At 71.4% G+C, this 14,348-nt stretch carries 16 protein-coding genes; 6 read left to right on the top strand and 10 right to left on the bottom strand.

Annotation, left to right across the window (positions count from 1 at the left end):
• Nucleotides 1-8 precede the first annotated feature (8 nt).
• The 10 genes from fliG to ABC270_RS10015 form a co-directional block, all read right to left on the bottom strand.
• Complete coding sequence (gene fliG / locus ABC270_RS10060) at nt 9-1,073, bottom strand: flagellar motor switch protein FliG (RefSeq protein ID WP_412880661.1); 1,065 nt, start codon at nt 1,071-1,073, stop codon at nt 9-11.
• A complete protein-coding gene (gene fliF, locus ABC270_RS10055) occupies nt 1,070-2,731 on the bottom strand; it encodes a flagellar basal-body MS-ring/collar protein FliF (protein ID WP_412880660.1) in 1,662 nt (553 codons plus the stop codon). The genes fliG and fliF overlap by 4 nt, the downstream gene beginning before the upstream one ends.
• On the bottom strand, nt 2,731-3,087 hold the full coding sequence (gene fliE, locus ABC270_RS10050; protein WP_412880659.1) for a flagellar hook-basal body complex protein FliE: 357 nt from the start codon (nt 3,085-3,087) through the stop codon (nt 2,731-2,733). Before fliE ends, fliF begins: the two co-directional genes overlap by 1 nt.
• Nucleotides 3,087-3,482 carry a flagellar basal body rod protein FlgC gene (locus ABC270_RS10045; RefSeq protein ID WP_096899330.1) on the bottom strand — a complete coding sequence of 132 codons (396 nt, stop codon included), beginning with the start codon at nt 3,480-3,482 and terminating at the stop codon, nt 3,087-3,089. The genes fliE and ABC270_RS10045 overlap by 1 nt, the downstream gene beginning before the upstream one ends.
• A complete protein-coding gene (locus ABC270_RS10040; protein WP_412880658.1) occupies nt 3,479-3,823 on the bottom strand; it encodes a flagellar basal body rod protein FlgB in 345 nt (114 codons plus the stop codon). The genes ABC270_RS10045 and ABC270_RS10040 overlap by 4 nt, the downstream gene beginning before the upstream one ends.
• Nucleotides 3,824-4,216: 393 nt before the next feature.
• Nucleotides 4,217-4,540, bottom strand: coding sequence for a hypothetical protein (locus ABC270_RS10035; RefSeq protein ID WP_412880657.1), 324 nt, complete (start codon nt 4,538-4,540; stop codon nt 4,217-4,219).
• Nucleotides 4,530-5,012: a flagellar export chaperone FliS gene (gene fliS, locus ABC270_RS10030; protein ID WP_412880656.1), complete on the bottom strand. Its 483-nt coding sequence runs from the start codon at nt 5,010-5,012 to the stop codon at nt 4,530-4,532. The genes ABC270_RS10035 and fliS overlap by 11 nt, the downstream gene beginning before the upstream one ends.
• An 11-nt stretch (nt 5,013-5,023) precedes the next feature.
• Nucleotides 5,024-6,430 carry a flagellar filament capping protein FliD gene (fliD, locus tag ABC270_RS10025; RefSeq protein WP_412880655.1) on the bottom strand — a complete coding sequence of 469 codons (1,407 nt, stop codon included), beginning with the start codon at nt 6,428-6,430 and terminating at the stop codon, nt 5,024-5,026.
• Between the two features lie 93 nt (nt 6,431-6,523).
• On the bottom strand, nt 6,524-7,369 hold the full coding sequence (locus tag ABC270_RS10020; protein ID WP_412880654.1) for a flagellin N-terminal helical domain-containing protein: 846 nt from the start codon (nt 7,367-7,369) through the stop codon (nt 6,524-6,526).
• 122 nt (nt 7,370-7,491) lie between these two features.
• Nucleotides 7,492-8,310: a sigma-70 family RNA polymerase sigma factor gene (locus tag ABC270_RS10015; protein WP_412880653.1), complete on the bottom strand. Its 819-nt coding sequence runs from the start codon at nt 8,308-8,310 to the stop codon at nt 7,492-7,494.
• Nucleotides 8,311-8,775: 465 nt separating this feature from the next.
• Here ABC270_RS10015 and ABC270_RS10010 point away from each other — a divergent pair, with 465 nt between their 5' ends.
• From ABC270_RS10010 to ABC270_RS09985, 6 genes are all read left to right on the top strand, one after another.
• Nucleotides 8,776-9,261 carry a flagellar protein FlgN gene (locus ABC270_RS10010; protein WP_412880652.1) on the top strand — a complete coding sequence of 162 codons (486 nt, stop codon included), beginning with the start codon at nt 8,776-8,778 and terminating at the stop codon, nt 9,259-9,261.
• Nucleotides 9,262-9,263: 2 nt separating this feature from the next.
• The gene (gene flgK, locus ABC270_RS10005; protein ID WP_412880651.1) at nt 9,264-10,685 is read left to right on the top strand and encodes a flagellar hook-associated protein FlgK; all 1,422 of its coding nucleotides are present in this window, start codon (nt 9,264-9,266) and stop codon (nt 10,683-10,685) included.
• A 2-nt stretch (nt 10,686-10,687) separates the two neighbouring features.
• The gene (gene flgL, locus ABC270_RS10000; RefSeq protein WP_412880650.1) at nt 10,688-11,569 is read left to right on the top strand and encodes a flagellar hook-associated protein FlgL; all 882 of its coding nucleotides are present in this window, start codon (nt 10,688-10,690) and stop codon (nt 11,567-11,569) included.
• Nucleotides 11,566-11,931, top strand: coding sequence for a flagellar assembly protein FliW (fliW, locus tag ABC270_RS09995; protein ID WP_412880649.1), 366 nt, complete (start codon nt 11,566-11,568; stop codon nt 11,929-11,931). The genes flgL and fliW overlap by 4 nt, the downstream gene beginning before the upstream one ends.
• Nucleotides 11,932-12,385: 454 nt before the next feature.
• On the top strand, nt 12,386-13,309 hold the full coding sequence (locus ABC270_RS09990; protein ID WP_412880648.1) for a hypothetical protein: 924 nt from the start codon (nt 12,386-12,388) through the stop codon (nt 13,307-13,309).
• Between the two features lie 42 nt (nt 13,310-13,351).
• Nucleotides 13,352-14,251: a hypothetical protein gene (locus ABC270_RS09985; protein WP_412880647.1), complete on the top strand. Its 900-nt coding sequence runs from the start codon at nt 13,352-13,354 to the stop codon at nt 14,249-14,251.
• The last annotated feature ends 97 nt before the right edge of the window (nt 14,252-14,348 follow it).

Below are 14,348 nucleotides of genomic sequence, written 5' to 3'. Positions count from 1 at the left end.
CGGTCTGGTCAGTCAACGAGCTCGTCCTCCTCGGCGCGGTGGACGGTGATGACGCCCTGGGCCTCGAGTTCGCGGACGGAGCGGACGACCTCGGCTCGGGCCTCCTCGACCTGCGACACGCGGATCGGCCCCATCGCCTGCAGCTCGTCGTCGAGGAGCTCGCGGTTGCGCTCGGAGACGTTGGCGCGGATGGTCTCCACGACCGGTCCGGCGGCACCCTTCATCGCGGTCGCGAGGATCTTCGAATCGATGCCGCGGAGCACCTGCTGGATGTCGCGCGCCTCGAGCTTGACGATGTCCTCGAAGGTGAGCATCCGGGATCGGATGTCCTCGGCGAGCTCCGGGTCGCGGGCCTCGAGGCCGTCGAGCACCGCCTTCTCGGTCGCGACGTCGGACCGGTTGATGATCTCGACGAGCGGCGCGATGCCACCGACGACCTCGACGCTCTCGCGGGGCGACACCACGGCGCCGGCGCGCTGCCGGAGCACCCCGGCGACGATCCCGACGGCCTCCGGGGTGGCAGACCCCATCGTGGCGAACGCCTGGGCGACGTCGGTCCGGGCGCGCTCGTCGACCCCGGCCAGCACGGCGCTCGCCTGCCCGGGCCCCAGGTGGGCGAGGACGAGCGCGATGGTCTGCGGCAGTTCGCCCTCGAGCAGGGTGACGACCTGGCCGGGCTCGGCGTCGTCGAGGAAGTCGAACGACTGCCCGGCGAGGTTCGACGCCAGCCGGTCCATGACACCGGCGGCGCGCTCGGCCCCGAACGAGGCCTCGAGGAGCCCCATCGCGGTCTCCTTGCCGCCGCGCTTCTGCATGCGGCCGCTCTGGGTCATGCGGTGGAACTCGGTCATCGTGCGGTCGACGACGGCGTCGTCGACACGGCGCATCCGCACGATCTCGGCGGAGATCTCCTCGGCCTCGAGCTCGGTGAACTGCTTCATCACCTCGGCGGCGCGGTCGGTCTCCATCTGCATGAGGATGAGCGCGACCTTCTGCGCGCCGGTCAGCGGACGGTCGCCCCCGCTCACGCCGCTGCCGCCGGGTCCGCCGGGGCTCGGGACGAGGGCGCTCACACCGACGCCCGGTCGTCGAGCAGGCCGCGGAGGAGTTCAGCGGTCCGCTTCGGGTCCCGCTCGGCGAGGGACTGGATCTCCTGGCGGCGACGCTCGGCGCTGATGTCCTCGGTGGTGAGGAGCTCGGTCGGCGCGTCGTCGACGGGCAGGGTCGGCAGCGCGACGGTCGGGGCGTCGCCGGCGCGGAGCGCGTCGGGCTCGTCGACCGCGAGGGGCAGCTGGAACGTCTCCCCCGCGAACGCGTCGAGCTCGCCGAGGTCGACGGCCTCGCGCTCCTGGCGTCGGGCGCGGCGTGCGATGACCCACATGATCGCGATGAGGGCGAGGAGGCTGCCGATCACGATGCCGGCGGTCCGGATCGTCGCCCAGAGCGAGGCCTGCTGATCGGCCTGCTGCTGCGCCTTGAGCGCGGCGGCGGCCTGCGCGGCTGCGGTCGTGTCGAAGTCCATCATCGCCACGGCGACCTTGTCCCCGCGGTTCGTGTCGACGCCGGCGGCCCGGGAGACGAGGTCGTTGATGCTCTGCAGGTTCGCGTTCTGCACGCTCGCGGCCTTCGAGTTCAGCGCGACGGAGATCGACTGGTTCTCCAACGCCCCGGCCGGGATCTGCGTCGTCTCGGTGGTGTGGTCGACGGCGTTGTTCTTCGTCGCGGACTCGTTCTTGTAGTCGTTGCCGGTGCCGCTGCTCGCGGTGCCGTTCGGGACCGCGATGTTGTCCGGGCCGAGGACGCCGGTCGCCCCCGCGCCGCCCGCACCCGAGCCGGCGCCGTACTGCTCGGTCGTGCTCGACTCGTTCAGGGCGACCGGGCCGCTCGTCGGCGCGGCGTACGACTCGGAGGTCTTCGTGCCCGTGTTCTGGTTCATCGTCGCGGACACGACGACCGTCGCGTTCCCCGCGCCGAGCGTCGTGTCGAGCAGGTCCTGGATCTTCTTGCTGGTGGCCTGGTCGTAGTCGGCCGCCTGGTCGCTCCCGCTGCCCGCTGCGCCCGTGCCGACCGCGGAGAGGGTCTGCCCCTTCGAGTCGACGACCGACACGTCGGTGGGCTGCATGCCCTCGACCGCTGCGCTCGTCAGGTGCACGATCGCCTGCACCTGGTCGGAGCTGAGCTGCGCGCCGTTCTTCGTCGCGATGAACACCGACGCGGTCGGGTCCTTCTCCTCGGAGACGAACACGGTCTTCTCCGGGATCGCGAGCTGCACCGACGCGGTCTGCACGCCGTCCATCGCCTGGATCGTCTTCGCCAGCTCGCCCTCGATCGCGCGCTTGTACGTCACATTCTGCTGGAACTCGGAGCTCGTCACGCCCATCTGGTCGAGGAGCGAGTAGCCGCCCTCGTTCGACGACGGCAGACCGTTCGCCGCCGCCTTGAGCCGCTCGGAGTACACCGAGCCCTGCGGCACGAGGATCGTCGCGCCGCCGTCGGTGAGCTGGTACGGCACGCCGTCGGTGGTGAGCTGGTCGGTGACGCTCGCGGCGTCCGCAGCGGCGAGGCCGGTGAAGAGCGGGGCGTAGGACGCCTTGCCGAGCCAGCTCGCGAGTGCGATCCCGCCGAGCACGAGCGCGGCGACGACGAGGATCGCGATGGTGCGCTGGGCGGCGCTGAACCCCTTGACGTAGGCGGCGAGGCGCGCCCAGACGTTCTTGACGGCGACGGGCATCAGGCCTGCATCCTCATGATCTCGTTGAAGGCGTCGACGCCCTTGTTGCGGACGGCCGCCACGAGCTCGAGCGTGACCTGCGCACGGGTCGCGGCGATGGTGGCGTCGTGGATGTCGTCGAGGTTGCCGGTGACGGCCTTGAGCGCGAGGGTCTTCGAGTCGCTCTGCAGCTGCTGGAGGCCGTCGACCGCGTTCCCGAGGCTCGCGGCGAAGCCGTCGCCGGACGTCCCGGTGGCGGCGGTCGCCCCGACCCCGCTCCCGCCGACGGCACCGGCACCGGTCGCGGCGTCGGTCGCGTCGGCGAAGGCACGGGTCATCGCGTTGGTGGTCACACCGTTCACGGCGTCGATGGGCATCAGTTCTTCCCGATCTGCAGTGCCGCCTCGTAGGCGGTCTTGGCACGGTCGACCACGGCGGCGTTCGCCTGGTAGCCGCGCTGGGCCATGATGAGGTCCGCCATCTGCGTCCCGAGGTCGATGTCCGGCATGCGGACGTAGCCCTCGGCGTTCGCGAGTGGGTTGTCCGGGTCGTACGTCACCCGTCCGGCGGCGCTGCCGAACGCCGCACCCTTGACGTAGGCGCCGGAGACGCCGGCACCCTCCTGGACCTCGACGTAGCGGGCCTGGAATGCGGAGTCGTCCATGGACCGCACCGTGTTGACGTTCGCGATGTTGTCCGAGATCGCGTCGAGCCACTTCCGGTGCACGGTCATGCCGGTGCTCGCGATGCCGATCGCGTCGAACGTGGTCACGAGTTCGTCCGCATCGCCGCACGGACGCTGGTCAGCTCGGCGTTCATCGCCTGGGTCGCGAACTGGTACCGGAGCACCGTGTCGACGTTCGAGAGGGTCTCCTCGTCGAGGTTCACGTTGTTGCCGTTGGTGTTCGTCGGCTCCAGGCTGCGCGCCACCGTGGGGGTCGCCGCACCGTTGCCGTCGACGATCGACTTCGCGAGGGCGTCCTCGAACTGCACCTTCTCGGCGTGGTAGTTCGGCGTGTTGATGTTCGCGACGTTGTTCGCGATCACCCGCTGGCGCATCGACAGGCCGTCGAGGGCGCTCTGCAGCGCGGCGCTCGTCACGGAATCGAACACAGTTGGACCGTCCCCTTCGGATCGACGCGTCCCTGCGACGTCGTCGATGTGCGGTGGCCGATCCGTGGCCGGTTGGGCGAGCGATCCGTGCTCGTACGGGCCTGTCGGCCGCCGTGCGCCGGCGCGTTAGGCGTCGCCCCGAACGGGGGTGGTGCGGGTCCGGGGTCCACGAAACGCGCGCGTTCCGACGTCCCGCCCGTCGTTCGACGCGTGCGACGTCGCTCGCGCCGTGGTCCACGAAACGCGCGCGTTCCGACGTCCCGCCCGTCGTTCGACACGTGCGACGTCGCTCCATGCACGCGCACACGCACGCATGCGCTGCGCGCGACGGAACACGACTCGTTCGACACGTGTGACGTCGGAACGCGCGCGTTTCGTGTGGAGGAGGACCGCCTACGCGGAGGCGTCGAGGTAGACCGCGCCGCGCGGCTCGCGCGTCGCGTCCACCGCGCGCAGGGCACCGAGGTGTTCCAGGACGGCGGCGCGCTCGGCCTCCAGTGCGCTCACCCGGTCCCGCTGCGCGGCCAGCAGCCGGGAGGCACGACCCACCAGGTCGCGCGGCACCGGTCCCAGCCCGGCCGGTTCGGTCCACGCCGACGCCAGCGGTCCGGCAGCGGGTCCGGCTGCCGCCCCGGCCACCTGCGTGTCGAGGTCCTGTTCCAGGGAGGTGAGCAGTGCCTCCCAGTCGGCCCGCTGGGCGTCCGCGTCAGGCGACACCGAGCGCTCCGCCCGCCGCGTGTCCGACGACCGGCGCGGCGGAGGCCGCCGGGAGCGACGCTGCCGCGTCGTGCCAGGCCTGCCGGAGCGGCTCGAGGATGCGGATGCAGTCGCGCGTCGCCTGCACGTCGCGGTGCACGTTCGCCGTGATGAGCGAGGTGCTCGCGTAGTTGTAGATCGCGAGGAGGCCCTCGCCACCGTCCCACGCGTCGATGCGCAGGGTCGAGGACAGTTCGCCGACGATGGCCTGCGCGTGCAGGAGCTGCTCGCGCGCGGCTTCCCAATCGGAGCCGGTCTGGGCGGCCTCGGCGCGGTGCAGGTCGAGCAGGAGCCGGTCGTAGAGCATCGTGACGAGCTGGGCCGGCGTCGCCGAGAGCACGGCCTCGTTCGTGTACTGGGCGCGACGCTGGTCGGTCACGGTGCGCGGCTGCGCTGCCTGCCGGAAGGCGGCGGCCTGGAGGTCGTAGGTCATGGTCGTTCCCGTCAGGAGCTCGAGCTCGACAGTCCGGCGAGCTGGCCGGAGAGCCAACTGGACTGGGACTGGAGCTTGCTGAGGCTGGTCTCGAGCGCCGCGTACTGCGTCTGCAGGGTTGCGCGGCGCATGGTCAGGCGGTCGGTCCAGCTGTCGATCTGGGTGTTGAGGTCCTTCACGACCGACTGCTGACCGGAGATCGTCGAGGTGATCGAGCCGTCGTACTTGTCGGACGCCGCCGTGGCGGCCGCGCCCACCGTGGCCGCGATCCCGGACAGCATCGCCTGGGTGCCCGCGGGGTCCGCGGCGAGGGCCTTCTGGAAGGCGTCGGCGTCGAACGTGAAGTCACCGTCCTTCGTCACGACGATGCCGATCGACGACGGCGACCTCCCGTTCACCGGGGCGGACATCGCGGAGCTGAGGGCCTGCACCGCCGAGCGGGTGGTCGCGTCACCGAGCAGGACGCCCGCGGTCGTCGTCGTCGTGCCGGTGGTCGGGCTGGTCGTGCTGGTGACGGACGTGTTCGACCCGTAGTAGCTCGTGACGGCGTTGAGCGCGTCGACCAACCCGGACGCGACCGCCTGGGCCTTCGTGGTGTCCTGCGCGACGGTCACGGTGACGGGGTCCGTCGTCACCTGGCTGACGGTGACGCTGAGCCCCGGCAGCAGGTCGGTGAGCGTGTTCGACGCGCTGGTGACGGTCTGTGCGGCGGCGGTCCCCGCCCACAGGGTGACGCTCGCGTCCTTCGCGGGCGTGACGACGGCCGCTCCCGTCCCGGCGAGCACGTCCGTCGCGGTCCCGGCGTCGACGTCGGCACCGGAGCCGCGGTACACGCTGAACGCGCCCGCCGCACCGGTCGTCGACGCCGTGAACTGGAGACGGTACAGCTTCGTCCCGTCGGCGGCGGTGCCGGCGGCGACCTTCGTCGCCGTGACGCCCGCCCCGGACTTGTTCACCGCGGACACGGTGTCGTCGAGCGAACCCGACGCCGGGGTGACGGTGGTCTTCGTGCCGTCGGAGCCGACGATCGTCACCGGGCCCGGATCCGCCGGCCAGGTCGACATCGCGGCGGTGACCCCGACCTGCGCGGTCGCGGTGGAGCCGACGGTGAACGACACGGAGCCGGCCGAGGCGCCGGTGCCCGTCGTCGTGGTGACCGACGGCGACGAGGAAGTGGCGGCGAAGACGTCGAGCGAGGTGGCCTTCGCGGCGTCGGACGCCTTGGTGGCCAAGGTCTGGACGAGCCCGTTGATCGTCTGCAGCGACGAGATGAACGAGTTGGTCGACGTGACCTTGTTCTTGAGCAGCGTCTGCGGGACCTGCTCGATCGACATCAGGGAGTTGATGAGGTCGGTGGTCTTGAGGCCACTGACCAGGCCGTCGATCGCGAGCGACGACGCCGAGGACACGGACGACACGTGCGCTCCTTCCGACGGACTCGTACGGGACTCAGAGGGGGTGCGGCGTCCACCGGCATGCCTGAACTCTGCCGGTGGACGCCGCGGGGTTCACTAGCGGAGCAGCGAGAGCACACCCTGCGTGCTCTGGTTCGCCTGGGCGAGCATCGAGGTGCCGGCCTGGCTGAGGATGTTGTCGCGCGTGTACTTGACCATCTCCTCCGCCATGTCGACGTCCGTGATGCGGGAGCCCGCCGCGGTGAGGTTCTCCTTGGCCACGTTCGTCACGTTGATGGCGTGGTCGAAGCGGTTCTGGATGGCACCGATGTTCGAACGAGCGGACGAGACGTCCTTGATCTGCGCGTCGATCGCGGTGATCGACGCCTGCGCGTCGGCCGCGGAGTCGAACTTGAGCGCGGCGACGGCGGTCGAGACCGTCTTCACGTTCGCACCCGACAGGTCGACGGTGATCTGGCTCGCGGCGTCGCCGTTCGCGCCGACCTGGAAGTTCAGCTTGCCGTCACCTGCGGTGCCGGCGGTGCCGTCGAGCAGGTTGATGCCGTTGAAGTTCGTCGAGTCGGCGATCCGGCCGAGTTCGGCGCTGAGCTGCGTCACCTCGGTCGAGATCGCGGTGCGCGAGTCCGCGTTGTTCGAGTCGTTGCCCGCCTGCACGGCGAGGTCACGGACGCGCTGGAGGATGGCGTGCGTCTCGGTGAGACCGCCTTCCGCCGTCTGCACGACCGAGATGCCGTCCTGGGCGTTGCGGGCGGCGACCGTGAGGCCACCGACCTGGGACTTCAGCCCCTCGGAGATCGACAGACCGGCAGCGTCGTCGGCAGCACGGTTGATGCGGAGACCCGACGAGAGCTTCTTGAGGGACTTCGACAGGTCGTTCTGCGTCGCGTTGAGGTTCCGGTACGTGTTGAGTGCCGAGAGGTTGGTGTTGATGGACATACCCATGGTGGTTTCCTCCGTGAATCCTTGGGTTCGGTGTGTCTGCCCGTCCATGGGCTGACACGGGTGACTCTCGGCCGGCGGCGTCGAGTCGTTAGTGCCCGTCCGGAAAAACTCCGGCGGGACCTCTACCCCGCCGCGGGCACCGGCGCCGCGGCGGCGTCGTGCACGGCGCGGGCCACCCCGGCGGCGGCGTTCGCGGCCACCTTCGCGAGGTAGGCGCTGCGGCGAGCGGCGGTGGTCCGGGAGGCCGGCCCGGGCGCGGCCCCGCCGTCCCCGTAGTGCGTCGCGAGACCGTCGCGGAGCAGGCGCATCGCCTCGGAGCGCTGCTGCGACACCGCGGAGTGCGTGATGCCGAGCTCGGCGGCGACGTCAGTGACCGAGCGGTCGCCGAAGTAGACCTGCTCGACGATGAAGCGCATCCGCTCCGGCAGCGCCTCGACGGCGGCGCGGAGGTAGCGACGCTTCTCGGACTCGAGGAGGTCGTCCCCCGGGAGCGCGATGTCGGCGGCGATGACGTCGTGGACGGTCTCGTCGATGGCGGTGACGGTGCGGCCGGCGTCGCTCATGGCGTCCGCGGCGGTCTGTCGGTCGACGCCCATCGCGTCGGCGATCTCCTGCACGCCGACGGAGCGGCCGAGCCGGGCGGACAGTGCCTCCTGCGTGGCGAGGGTCTCGCGGATGCGCTTCCGGGTGCCGCGGGACGCCCAGTCGGCGGAGCGCATGTCGTCGGCGATCGCGCCGGTGATGCGGGTCCTGGCGTAGGCACCGAACGGGACGCCGAGGGTCGGGTCGAACGCATCGGCGGCGGCGACGAGGGCGAGGGACCCGACGGCGGCGAGGTCGTCCCGGTCGAGGTGGGTCGCGCGTGCTCGGACGTCGGCGACGATGTAGCCGACGAGCGGGAGGTGCTCGACGATCATCGTGTTGCGTTCGGTGCGGTCCATGCTGCTGTCCCCTGATCGACCTGAAGTCCCGTCCGTGGGTCGCCCGTCGGTGGGCACGACGGACACCGGCCTCGGCAGGCCGGAACGTACGTCGAAGACCGCCCGGGTCCCTCCGGGCGAGCACCTCCGCGTCCCTGCGACGCGTGCCGGGTCTGTCCCCCGGGGTGCGTTCTGAATGTATCGGCTGGGAGGGCACTGAACAGGCCCTCATCCGTACCCAGTGCGGGGGTGACCCCCGTGCACACGGGTCGGCATTTGGGAGGACACCGGGCCCGGAACGCTCCGTTCTGTCCCCCGATCACGGTCCGGACGGGAGGCCCGGGGTACGCCGCCCCGTCGGTCGCGTCGCCTCGCACCGCGGCGCGTCTGCGCTCACGACCGCACGGCGCTTACGTCCGCACGCGGCGGACCGATAGTTCCCGGTGTCCGCAGGATGACGGACCGAACCACCACCGGGAGGAGCTGATGAGCGTGAACGACCTGTCCGCCGTACTGTGGCGCGAACGTGAACTGCTCGAACTGCTCACGTTCAAGCTCGAGGAGGAGCAGCTCCTGCTCGCCGCCGGGCGCTCTCGCTGGGTGTCGCACGCCAGCCGTGAGGTCGAGCAGGTGCTCGAGCGGCTGCGCAGCACCGGACTCGAGCGGGCCGCGTCGAGCGCCGAGGTCGCCGAGGAGTGGGGCGTCGCCGCCGACGCTCCCCTGCGCGACGTCGTCGCCGCCGCACCGAACGGCCCGTGGGGCGAGATCCTCGCTGCGCACCTCACCGCGATGGTGGAGCTGACGACGCAGATCGGTGCGCTCCGCGACGAGAACGACCGCTTCCTCCGTGCCGCGGCCCACGCGACCGAGGAGACCCTCGCCGGCTCGGTCGGCGCCCCCGCGACGTACGACGCGAGCGGCACGAGCGGCTCCGGCGCCGACGGGGCACGGCTCTTCGAGGGGAACCTGTAGTCGTGGTCAGCACCTTCGGTTCCCTCGCCACCGCGTACTCGGGCCTGGCCGCGGCCCGCGCCGGCATCGACATCACCGGGCAGAACATCGCGAACGCCGGGACCACCGGGTACACGAGGCAGCGCGTGACGCAGTCGTCGATCCCCGCGGCACAGACCGGCTTCATGCGGGGCACGGCGGCCCTCGCAGGGCAGGGCGTCTCGGTCGACGGCATCGCCCGACTCGGGTCGCTCACGCTCGACGCAGGGGTCCGCGTCGCCGCCGGCTCCTCCGCGTACGCCGATGCCCGCGCCACCGCACTGAGCGCGCTCGAGACCGGGCTGCGGGAACCCGGCAAGGACGGTCTCTCCGCCGGGCTCGACGCGTTCTGGTCGGCCTGGGGCCAGGTCGCGGCGCACCCGGACGACCCCGGCGCCGCGAGCACGCTCCTCGGCGCCGCGAACACCGTCGCGTCGACGCTGTCGAGCGGTTCGAAGGCCCTCGACCAGCAGTGGTCGCAGGTCCGATCCACCGTCGCGGCGCAGGTGACGCAACTCAACGACGCCGCGAAGCAGGTGGCCGACCTCAACGGGCGGATCCGCTCGGCGCTGGCTGCCGGTGGCAACGCGAACGAACTGCTCGACCAGCGCGACCAGCTCACCGAGCAGATCGCGTCGCTCGCGGGCGGCACGGTCCGGACGAACGCCGACGGCACCGCGGACGTCCTCATCGCCGGCAACCCGATCGTCCAGGGCACCGATGCGCGTTCCCTCGCCCTCGGCGGCGCGACGGCGCTGCGCGACGGCGCCCCCGTGACCCTGACCTGGACCTCCGGACAGGCAGGTGCCGTGTCGCTGTCCGGCGGGTCGATCGGCGGCGCGCTGTCGCTCCTGGCGCCCGCGGATGCCCAGGGCACCGGAGGTGCACTCGCACAGGCGTCGGCGTCGTACGACGCCGTCGCGACGAAGCTCGCGGCCGTCGTGAACGCCGTGCACGAGACCGGCTCGACGGCGGACGGCATGACCGGCCACGCCTTCTTCGCGATCGCGACCGGGGTGTCCGCCGCGCAGGGTCTGTCCGTCGTCCCCACGGACGCGACCGGCCTGGCGACGCGGAACGCGGCGGGAGAACTCGACGACTCGTTCGCCGACGCGCTCTCGCGACTCGGGGCGGCGACCGACGGCCCGGACGCCGCGTGGGCGACGTTCGTGACGGGGGTGGGCAGTGCCTCCCGGTCGGCCGCGTCGGAATCGACACTCACCGGACTCGCCCTGACCAGCGCACGCACGCAGCAGCAGTCGGGTGCCGGTGTGGACCTCGACGAGGAGAACGTCAACCTGCTGAGCTACCAGCACGCGTACCAGGGCGCCGCGCGCGTCCTGACCGCCGTCGACGAGATGCTCGACACCATCATCAACCGCGTCGGCCTCGTCGGCAGGAGCTGAACATGATCACCCGGGTGACCACCCAGATGTCGATGGCCGCCGCCAGCGCGCGACTCCAGGCGGGCGCCGCCAAGGTCGCGCAGTTGACCGACCAGGCGACCACGCTCAAGAACATCTCGCGGCCGTCCGACGACCCGGTCGGGACCGGTACGTCGATGCAGGTGCGCAAGGAGCAGGCCGCGAACGCGCAGTACGCCCGGAACGCGGACGACGCGGTCGGCTGGCTCGCGACGACCGACAGCGCGCTGACCTCGGTGTACTCGGTGCTGAACAGCGTGCGCGACCTCACCGTGCAGGCCGCGAACTCCGGCACCATGAGCGACACCGACCGCGATGCGTTCATCACCGAGTTCCGGGCCCTGAAGTCGGACCTCGAGGCGCGCGCGAACACGACGTACGGCACGCGGAACGTCTTCGCGGGTTCGTCGACCGCCGCGACCGCGTACGACCCCGCGACCGGCTTCGCCACTGCCGGCACCGCCGTCTCGCGCCGCACCGGTGACGACGCCACCGTCCGGGTCGACACCCCCGGATCAGCCGTGTTCGGCTCCGGGTCGACGTCGGTGTTCTCGGTGATCGACTCGATCGTGTCCGACCTGCAGAACGGCGTGAACGTGAACCCGAGGCTCAACGACGTGGACGGTGCGATCGACACCGTGCGGGGTGCGCAGGCCGACGTCGGTGTCCGGCACGCCGCCGCGTTGACCGCGCAGGACACGCTCAAGACCGCGTCCGTCGCCCTCGAGGGGCGCCGCTCGGACGTCGAGGACAAGGACCTCGCGAAGGCCGTGCTCGACCTCCAGGTGCAGCAGACCAACTACCAGGCAGCACTCGCCGTGACCGCGAAGGTGCTGCAGCCGACCCTGATGGACTACCTCCGATGAGCATCGACCTGACCTTCCCCGTCCCGCCGTTCGGACTGACCGGGTCGGCCTTCACGCTGACCGCGGTCGACGGCTCCGAGGGGCTGTTCACCCTGGTCGGGGACGGCTCGCGCCTGTTCCTGCTCGACGCCGCGGTGCACCTGCCCGCGTACGCCCCGGTGCTCTCCACCGAGCAGGTCGACGTGCTCGGGCTGACCGCGCCCGAGGACGCGATGCTCCTCGTCGTCGCGAACCCGGCGGCGGAGGCCACGACGGTCAACCTGCTCGCCCCCGTCGTGGTGAACGCCCGCACGTCGGTCGGCGCCCAACTCATCCTCGAGGACCAGGACTTCCCGCTGCGCGCGGAGCTCGCTCGCCGGTAGGCGCCCGCGTCGGTCGGGTCGGGTCGGGTCGGGTCGGTCGGGTCGGGTCGGGTCGGTCGGTCGGGTCGGTCGGGTCGGGTCGGGTCGGTCGGTCGGGTCGGTCGGGTCGGGTCGGGTCGGTCGGGTCGGTCGGGTCGGTCGGTCGGGTCGGGTCGGTCGGGTCGGTCGGTCGGTCGGGTCGGTCGGGTCGGTCGGGTCGGGTCGGCCAGGTCCACGAAACGCGCGCGTTTCGACACCGCACGCGTCGTTCGACGAGGACCACGTCGAAACATGCACCCGAATCCGATGCACGCGCATGAGGCGACGAAACACGTGTCGATCGTCGAGCGTGTCGTCGCGGTAGGGAGACACCGAGCGCCGGACGATTCCTGCACCGATGCCCGCCGATGCTGCGTATTCCACGCATTCTCCGGCCAGGCCGGAGCGACGATGCTGATCACGCGACGGTGGGTGCATGCAACGAGCACTGGACGTCGAATTGATCCGGACCCGCGGTCTCACGAGTGCTGAACGCCGAGCCGTCGAACGCGACGCTGCTCGAGGTCGTCTGCAACGGATCCGACCAGGCGTCCTCGTCCGGACCGGCGCGCTCGACGGTCTGTGGCCGGAGGAGCGCCACGTCGTCGTCGTACGAGCGAACGCTCCACGCATCTCAGAGCCGTCCGTCGTCTCGCACGAGTCGGCGTGCGCGCTCCTCGGCATCCCGGTCGTCGCCGATTGGCCCACTCGCGTCCACCTCGCGGACGACACGACCAGCACGAGCCGCGTGACGTCGCACTTCGTCCGACACGGTGTCCGACGGCGCCGAATCCGGAAGACGGAGCACGTGCTCGGCCTCCGGGTGACCGACGGTGCACGGACGGCTGTCGATCTTGCCGCCCGGCGCGCGGAGGTCGTCGCCCAGCCGGCCGTCGACCACGTCCTCCGCACGGGGCAGGCGACTCCGCAGCTGCTCGTTCACGAGGTCGAGCGGCTCGCCGTCGGCAGCACCAAGGCGAGGAGTATCGTCGAGCGGGGGTCTGCGCTGTCCGGCTCGCCCGCGGAGTCGGTCTGCCGCGTACGGTTCCGGCAACTCGGTACCCCCGAGCCTGTCCAGCAGTACGAGTTCCGCCGCCCGGGTGCAGCTCCGGCGGTCGTCGACTTCTGGTTCCCCGAGCAGGGCGTGGTTGTCGAGGTCGACGGGCGCGCCAAGTACGAAGACCCGACGATGCTCGACGGCGAGACGACGGCCGATGCGCACTGGAAGGAGAAGCGGCGCGAGGACTTCGTGCGGTCCTTCCCCGAGGTGCGCTTCGTCCTCCGGTTCACGTGGCGGGACCTGCTGCACCCCGAGCGGATCCGCGACGCCCTCCGCCGAGCGGGTGTCCCGTGCCGCTGATCGGCCGGATCGCTCCCATGGGCGCGGCGTACGGTCTGGTGCATGGCCCGACAGCAGAAGGACCAGGCGATCATCCCGATGCCGGTCGCCCCGGTCGAACAGCACGCACTCGACGGCGACCGCAAGCGTGTGGACACCGGCACCGGCTGGGTGAAGTGGCTGGACCGCGTGCTCAGCGTCCAGCGCCCCATCGTGGTCGCGCACGTCAACCGGCTCCGTCGACGCCACCCGGACGCCACCCCGGCGGAGATCATCCAGATCCTGGAGCGGCAGTACCTCACGGCGGTCACGTCGGGTGGAGCGGCGGTCGGTGCGAGCGCGGTCATCCCCGGTGTCGGGATGGCTGCCGCACTGGGGTTGAGCGGCGCGGAGACGGTCGGATTCCTCGAGACGACCGCGCTGTTCGCGCAGTCGGTGACCGAGGTGCACGGGATCGCGCTGGACGACCCGGAGCGCGCACGCACCCTCGTGATGGCTCTCATCCTCGGCACGCCGGGGACGCAACTCATCAAACAACTCGCCGGTCAGGCGGCCGGGGGCCAGGCGCGGACGGCCTTCTGGGGCGAGATGGTCACGGCATCGCTGCCGAAGCAGGTCGTCTCCGGCATCGGCGGTCAGGTACGGGACCAGTTCGTCCGGCGGTTCGCAGCCCGACAGGGTTCCACGATCGTCGGTCGCGCACTGCCGTTCGGGATCGGAGCCGCAGTGGGTGGGCTCGGGAACCACGCGCTCGGCCGGAAGGTCATCCAGGCGTCGCGGACCGGGTTCGGGATGCCGCCGTCGCAGTTCCCGATCGTGCTCGACCCCACGCCTGCGCGTGCGTCGAAGGACCGCGGCCAGGGCGGTCAGAGCCGCGGGGCGCTGCCGTGGCGCCGACGGAAGGCAGACAAGGACCTCTGGGCGGAGACGCCGGACCCGAACCCGGCCGACCGAACGTCGTAGCGTCGCCACGACCGACCGGATTCGCACGGCGCGGCCCGGGAGCCAGAACCTGGGTGCGCAGCGCGTCGGCCCCGACGTACCGCGCCGCACGTCAGGG

It is taken from the genome of Curtobacterium phoenicis, assembly GCF_047238015.1.
GTDB lineage: Bacteria > Actinomycetota > Actinomycetes > Actinomycetales > Microbacteriaceae > Curtobacterium.
Note: the sequence above shows the minus strand (reverse complement) of the source record. Positions and strands in the feature narration are given on the sequence as shown.